The sequence below is a fragment of the Martinezella tropici genome, assembly GCF_003287875.1.
Classification (GTDB): domain Bacteria; phylum Pseudomonadota; class Alphaproteobacteria; order Rhizobiales; family Rhizobiaceae; genus Rhizobium; species Rhizobium tropici_C.
In genome coordinates this window covers 1-740 of the sequence record NZ_QMKK01000005.1, presented here as the reverse complement: position 1 = coordinate 740, position 740 = coordinate 1, and the positions used below count along the sequence as shown (strand labels likewise).

The following is a 740-nucleotide window of genomic DNA, read 5'->3' as shown; positions in this document are numbered from 1 at the left end:
CTGATCGGGGCGACGGCGCATTATGTGACGGCCGATCTCGACGAGGGTCCGATCATCGAGCAGGACACGGCGCGCATCACGCATGCGCAGTCGGCCGAGGATTATGTCTCGATCGGCCGCGATGTCGAAAGCCAGGTTCTCGCCCGTGCCATCCATGCCCATATCCACTATCGCACCTTCCTCAACGGCAACCGCACCGTCGTCTTCCCGGCAAGCCCGGGCTCCTATGCCTCCGAACGCATGGGGTGAGTGATGGCGCTCGCAACGGTGATCGACGGGAAACAAGCGGCCGCTTCGGTGATCGAGGCCGTGAAGGCTGCGGCGGCTGGGCTTGAGAGTGAGGCCGGTGTGAAGACCGGGCTTGCCGTCGTCATCGTCGGCGACGATCCGGCCAGCCACACCTATGTGAACTCCAAGAGCAAGATGGCGAGGGAATGCGGCTTCAAGTCGGTCCAGCACACGCTGCCGGCGGAGACGACGCAGGAAGAACTGGCAAGGCTCGTGGCCTCGCTGAACGACGATCCGTCCATCCACGGCATTCTCGTGCAGCTGCCGCTGCCGAAGCATCTGAACTCCGATGCGATCATCCAGTCGATCAAGCCGGAAAAGGATGTCGATGGCCTGCATGTGGTCAATGCCGGCAAGCTTGCGACCGGCGATCTCGAAACCGGGCTGATCTCGTGCACGCCGGCCGGCGCCATGCTGCTGGTGCGTTCGATCCACGGCGAGGACCTGTCGGG

The 740-nt window shown here is 63.6% G+C and carries 2 protein-coding genes; both read left to right on the top strand.

Annotation, left to right across the window (positions count from 1 at the left end; translation table 11 throughout):
- Nucleotides 1–249, top strand: a 249-nt coding sequence (locus tag DQ393_RS00090) for a formyltransferase family protein (RefSeq protein WP_281023910.1), incomplete at its 5' end; no start/stop codon positions are given.
- Nucleotides 250–252: 3 nt separating this feature from the next.
- The coding region (locus DQ393_RS00085; RefSeq protein ID WP_281023911.1) for a tetrahydrofolate dehydrogenase/cyclohydrolase catalytic domain-containing protein at nt 253–740 on the top strand (488 nt) is incomplete at its 3' end.